The sequence below is a fragment of the Pseudoalteromonas sp. UBA2102 genome (genome assembly GCF_002331165.1).
Taxonomy (GTDB): Bacteria; Pseudomonadota; Gammaproteobacteria; order Enterobacterales; family Alteromonadaceae; genus Pseudoalteromonas; species Pseudoalteromonas atlantica.
In genome coordinates this window covers 80176-86175 of record NZ_DCYU01000084.1, presented here as the reverse complement: position 1 = coordinate 86175, position 6000 = coordinate 80176, and the positions used below count along the sequence as shown (strand labels likewise).

Below are 6000 nucleotides of genomic sequence, written 5' to 3'. Positions count from 1 at the left end.
GTAGAGCTGTGTAAAAGGCTTATTACAATTACCCCTAAAAGTTTAACTAAGGTGTTTTTAGCCGATAGCGGATCGGTAAGTGTAGAAGTAGCGATTAAAATGGCGCTGCAATATTGGTTAAGCCAAGGGTTTACACACAAGCAAAAATTAATGACGCCGTATAAGGGATATCATGGTGATACATTTGCCGCTATGAGCGTGTGCGATCCGGTTAATTCTATGCACAGTTTATATAAAGGTTTTTTACCAGAGCATGTGTTTGTACCCGCCCCTGTAAGTAAATTTGATGGCAAGTTTAACCAAGCAGAAGCCCAAACGCTTGAACAATACTTTAAAACGCACCACCACGAGGTAGCCGCCTTTATTATTGAGCCCATAGTACAAAACGCCGGCGGCATGAACTTTTATCACCCCGCGTATTTAGCCTGCGTTCGTAAATTATGCACGCAATATAATGTTTTACTGATTTGCGATGAAATAGCCACAGGGTTTGGCCGCACAGGTAAATTATTTGCTGTGGAGCACGCTAATATAGAGCCTGATATTTTATGTATTGGTAAAGCCCTTACCGGTGGCTCAATGACCCTTTCGGCTACACTAACCAGTGATAAAATAGCAACGGGTATTAGCGAAGGTGAAGCCGGCGTTTTGATGCACGGACCTACATTTATGGGCAACCCGCTTGCCTGTGCGGTTGCGTGCGCCAGTATAGATTTACTTTTGGCGCAGGATTGGCAACAACGCATTAGCGATATAAACACTCAGCTACAACAGCTTAAAAAGTGCAATGAATTAGATGCGGTAGCCAATGTGCGTACCTTAGGCGCAATAGGTGTTGTAGAGCTAACTGATGCTGCTGGCAATGTAGATGTTGCTAAAATTCAAGCCTTTTTTGTAGAGCAAGGCGTATGGATTAGACCCTTTGGTAAACTTATTTACCTAATGCCCCCGTATATAAGTGACTCAGCCAGTATAAACACCTTATGTGATGCCATTTACACTGCAATTGCAGGTAAGCATTACTGCTAAGCGTTAAATTATACCTAAAAGGCATAGTCATTATTTGCCTGTTAGGTATTAATTTTGCTCAGGTTTTGAGCTTTGCATTGACGTATTTGTTATATTGATTTTAGTAAATATTACGGATATGATAATGTCTATCATTTACAATTACCTTTTCGGACTCTTTACTATGAAACACCTTTCTAAATCTGTAAAAACATTAAGTGCAAGCTTATTGTTAGCTTCTGCTTTTGTAACGCAACCGGCGCTAGCTAACGGCCCAATTGGTGAGCACGTAAACCATTTACAAGAAAACATTAAAGACTATTCAGAAGAAGTTGAATGGATGGTTGGTAAAGTAGACACCATGGTAACTGACTACAGCAAAAGCGGTGCAAAGGCTGTAAACAGCGACGATTTAATTGAATATTGGGAGTCGGTTAAGTTTCACAGCGCCATTGAAACTAACTTTGTGCCTGTATATGCCTCAATTTGGCAAGGCATTTATGGTGTAAAAATGGCTATTGATAACAACAAGCCTGCCCAAGAAGTGCGCAATCAGCAAAAAGCCATGAACATAGCCTTGTGGCAAGGTCTTGGTGCTGTTAAGCTTGCGGCAAAATTCCAGCAAAAAGGCTTACTTGATACAGTTAAAGCCACTGCTACAGAAGGCATGACCCAAAGTGCCACCATTGACGAAATCAAGCACAAGCTTGACCGTGTTGTTGCTAAATTTGCAGAGCGCTTAAACGAAGAAGCCACTGAAATTGTTCACGATACGTATTTACACCTTTTTGAAGGCGTAGAAGGTACGCTTATCGAACAAGATGCAAAACTAGTAGAAGTGCTGGAAAAAGATTTTAACGTAACACTACCGCAAACAATTAAAAGCGCTAAAAGCGTTGATGAAGTACGTGACGTGGTAAGTGATATGCACACTAAATTAGACCGCGCTAAAACGCTAATAGAAAAAGCGGAGAAGTCGCGTAAGGATGTTTTTTAAGTGAAGCGTAGGACCTTTATACAAGGCCTAGCTGCGTTAGGGGTTGTTGGCGCTTTGCCACTGCCCCTTTCTCGCGCACTAGCTGCCGATATAGCAAACCCAGTTTCTGTTGATAATTTACCAAAGCTTAAAGGTGATTTAACCTTATACCTAGGCCGTGGTGAAGGTGGTTTGTATGAAAATGTATTACAAGCGATTCAGAAAAAAAATCCTGACTTTAACTTAGCTATTCGCCGCGGTCCGACTGCTGCACTTGCCAATACTATAGTGGCAGAGGCAAAGGCAGGTGTACGCCGTGCCGATTTATTTTGGGCGGTTGACTCAGGTGCTATTGGCCTAGTTACCGATGCAGGCCTTGCAAAGCCCCTACCGAGTGATTTATCTGCACAGTTACAACCGCAATTTAGATACGATCAATGGGCGCCGGTTACCGGTCGGATCAGAACCTTACCGTATAACACATCGCGTTTAACCAAAGATCAAATTCCAACAAGCATAATGGAGATTGCAGATAGCGATTTATCAATTGGTTGGGCCCCTGCTTATGCATCGTTTCAATCGTTTGTTACCGCTATGCGTATTTTAGAAGGCGATGATAAAACTGCTAAATGGCTTAAAAAAGTTAAAAAGCGCGCTAAAACATACGCCGGTGAACTCGGTGTTGTAATGGCGGTAGAACGTGGTGAAGTAGATATTGGTTTTGCTAATCACTACTACACGCTGCGTCTTAAATCGGGTAAACCAGATGCTAAATTAGACTTAGCCTTTACCGAGCAAGATGCAGGTTGTTTAGTCAATGCCTCGGGTATTTTAACGCTAAACGATGACCCACTTGCTACTAACTTTATGCGTTACTTATTAAGCGAAGAAGTACAAGGTTATTTAGCCCGAGAAGCGTATGAAATACCGCTTGTTAATGGCATTACTCAACCGGCAGGCTTACCGTCGCTGAGTGACATATCTCCACCAAAGGTTGATTTAACTCAACTTGCGGATTTACGCCCCACCATCAACTTGATGCGCAACAACGGCGTTTTATAAATGCGAATACCTGCTTCTTACCCAATGGCGCTGCTTGCAGCGCTCATTACGATTACCCCTGTTTATATTTTAATTACCCTTGCTAGCGACACCAGTACCCTATTTGACAGTCATAATTTAAAAATACTAGGCAATACGTTATCGCTAATGGGCTTAACCGTATTAGGCTCAATTCTGATTGGGGTACCACTGGCTTTTATAAGTGCTTATGTGCATTTGCCTTTTAAAAAAATATGGCTGGTAATTTTTGCCGCGCCCTTGGCTATTCCAAGTTATATTGGCGCATTTACTTTGTACGCTGCGTTTGGCCCAGGGGGTGAAATAAATAACCTACTTGGCTTTGAAACCCCACCCATGTACGGATTAAGCGGTGCAGCCATTGTAATGACCTTGTATACCTTCCCTTTTGTAATGATGACTACACGCTCGTCATTGCTCAGTTTAGATGCCAGCATGGTAAATGCAGCGCGCACCTTGGGTATGTCGATGACACAAAGTGTGTTTAAAGTAATTTTACCCCGTGTAGTTAACGGTATTGCAGCGGGCTCATTATTAGTGGCGCTGTATACGCTTTCAGACTTTGGTACACCTGCAATGATGCGCCTAGATACCTTTACCCGGGTAATTTACGTAGAATACAATGCGTTTGCATTAGGGCGCGCGGCAATGTTGTCGCTGCAATTAATGGTTATTGTTGGCTTTTTACTTTTAATAGAATCACAAATAAAAACCGCCTCTGAACGACACGGTCGCCCACTGGTTTTATTTCCAACTAAATTGCAAATAACCGCAATGATTGCTGCGTTTGGCCCTATTTTATTGTTAGCTATTGGTTTACCGCTGGCGATATTTTTTGTTTGGTTAGCACGCGATGGTTACAGCAACTTTGACTTTAGCATAGCGTGGAACTCAGCGTACGCCTCAGCCATTGCAGCCATAGTGGCGGTTATCGTGGCTATCCCTGTTGCTCATGCCGCATTAAGCGGAAAAGCCGGCAGAATAATGGAGCGTGTTACCTATTTTGGTTTTGGTATTCCTGGCATTGTGATGGGTACCGCGCTGGTATATGGCGGCTTGCAACTCCCGTTTTTATATCAAACATTAGCGCTTCTGATTATTGCTTACATGCTACGATTTTTACCGCTTGCAGTTGGCTCTATTCGCACCAGTACAGAGCATTTAGATCAAAGCTTAATAAAGTCGGCGCGCGTATTAGGTGCAAGCCCGCGTGAAGCCTTTACTCGCATTACCCTGCCGCTAACAATGCGTGGTATTATTGCCGGTGCTGCATTGGTATTTTTAGAATCAATGCGCGAGCTTGAAGCAACGCTATTGCTAGGCCCGACCGGGTTCGAAACCCTTTCAACCTATTTATGGCGTGTGTACGAAGCCGGTTACTTTGGCCGTGCTGCCATTCCCGGATTATTGTTAGTGGTGATTTCTGCCTGTGGCTTAGCTATTATGATGTCTGGCGAAAAACGTAACCAACTAGAACATTGAGGATTTAAAAACAAATGCTATCTGTAAGCCAGTTGTCTATAGATTACGGCAGTAACCGTGTAGTAAGCGATTTAAATATATCGTTAGGTGAAAATGAAATTCTCATGCTAGTAGGCCCTACGGGCTGCGGTAAAAGTACAATATTGCAAGCACTTGCAGGGCTTATCCCCATTAGTGAGGGTGAAATAAACGTAGGCAAATGGCGCGCAACGCCAAAACGTAATGTCCCCCCTGAAAAACGCAGTGTTGGTATGGTGTTTCAAGATTTTGCATTGTTTCCTCATTTAACGGTTGAGCAAAACATTTGTTTTAGATTAAAAGACACCGCCATTGCCGACCATTGGATTAAACTACTTGGTCTAAATGATTTTAGAGCAAAAAAGCCAGCCACCCTCTCTGGTGGTCAAAAACAGCGTGTAGCACTTGCTCGTACACTTGCTCACCAGCCAGATTTTGTGTTACTTGATGAGCCACTTTCTAACCTTGATGCCGCATTAAAAGACATGCTGCGCTGGGATATAAGAAACGCACTAAAAGAAGCGGGAGTGCCTGCCGTGTGGGTTACTCACGACCAAGAAGAAGCGCTTTCGGTAGGTGACCGTGTAGGTGTATTACAAAACGGTAAAATACAACAACTCGACAGCCCTGAACAATGCTTTAGCATGCCAAACAACCGCTTTGTAGCGCGCTTTTTAGGTGAGGCAAGCTTTATTGCTGGCCAGTTTGAAAATGGCCAAGCAACCACTAGCATTGGCGTAGCACCAGGGCAAGGTATAGACTGCGACAGTGGCGATGTAGATGTGTTGCTTCGCCCTGACGATGTACAACTTATTCAAAACTTAAATCAACCTAACGGTGAAGTTGTTTGGGTACGCTTTGAAGGTGGCAGCCGTTTATGTGCGGTTAAATTAAGCTGTAATACGCTCGTTACTAGCCGTGTAAGCCACGAGGTTGTGGTTAACCCGGGTGACAGCGTTCATGTATCTATTGTTACTACTCACCCGCTGGCTGTGTATAAAAAACAATAATTAAACTATGAGGTAGCTATGTCTAAACAGGGCCCTAATCCAAATAACCCTGCCCCTGTTGAGGGCTTTCCTCAGGTTGGCTTTTTAAAAAACTTTATTACCTCGCCTAATATAGTGGTGGGTGATTATACCTATTACGACGATCCTGACGGCCCTGAAAACTTCGAAAAAAATGTCCTTTACCATTTCGATTTTATTAAAGATCGAGAGGGTCTGTTTATCTTTCGAGATTAAATTTGCAGTAGTGTGTTTGGTTTTTAGACAAGGCAGAGCCTATGTAGTGTGGTTATTTCACATAAATAGGCGATAACGCAGCATAAAGACCAAACACGCACTGTCCGAAGGGTTCTGCCTAGGGGCAATTAACTCTTTGTTGCCTACATGGATGTAGGTAAGGGGCGTGAGCAGGATGCGGAAGCTTTGCTC

General features: G+C 43.3%; 6 protein-coding genes. All 6 read left to right on the top strand.

Translation table 11 applies throughout. The annotated features are described in order from the left end of the window. The coding region (gene bioA / locus B2R65_RS11675) for an adenosylmethionine--8-amino-7-oxononanoate transaminase (RefSeq protein ID WP_286742839.1) at positions 1–1029 on the top strand (1029 nt) is incomplete at its 5' end. 163 nt (positions 1030–1192) lie between these two features. Continuing rightward, complete coding sequence (locus B2R65_RS11670; RefSeq protein WP_286742836.1) at positions 1193–2005, top strand: hypothetical protein; 813 nt, start codon at positions 1193–1195, stop codon at positions 2003–2005. Continuing rightward, the gene (locus tag B2R65_RS11665; protein ID WP_248450965.1) at positions 2006–3046 is read left to right on the top strand and encodes an extracellular solute-binding protein; all 1041 of its coding nucleotides are present in this window, start codon (positions 2006–2008) and stop codon (positions 3044–3046) included. Further along, a complete protein-coding gene (locus tag B2R65_RS11660; RefSeq protein WP_286742830.1) occupies positions 3047–4546 on the top strand; it encodes an ABC transporter permease in 1500 nt (499 codons plus the stop codon). 14 nt (positions 4547–4560) lie between these two features. After that, complete coding sequence (locus B2R65_RS11655; protein WP_004586644.1) at positions 4561–5574, top strand: ABC transporter ATP-binding protein; 1014 nt, start codon at positions 4561–4563, stop codon at positions 5572–5574. Positions 5575–5592: 18 nt separating this feature from the next. Then, positions 5593–5808, top strand: a complete 216-nt coding sequence (locus tag B2R65_RS11650; RefSeq protein WP_414704504.1) for a chloramphenicol acetyltransferase — start codon at positions 5593–5595, stop codon at positions 5806–5808. Positions 5809–6000 lie beyond the last annotated feature (192 nt).

Bases quoted from the DNA above. Each gene is read 5' to 3' on its own strand.
- B2R65_RS11660 (WP_286742830.1), top strand. From the start codon at position 3,047: ATGCGAATACCTGCTTCTTACCCAATGGCGCTGCTTGCAGCGCTCATT.
- B2R65_RS11655 (WP_004586644.1), top strand. From the start codon at position 4,561: ATGCTATCTGTAAGCCAGTTGTCTATAGATTACGGCAGTAACCGTGTA.
- B2R65_RS11670 (WP_286742836.1), top strand. From the start codon at position 1,193: ATGAAACACCTTTCTAAATCTGTAAAAACATTAAGTGCAAGCTTATTG.
- B2R65_RS11650 (WP_414704504.1), top strand. From the start codon at position 5,593: ATGTCTAAACAGGGCCCTAATCCAAATAACCCTGCCCCTGTTGAGGGC.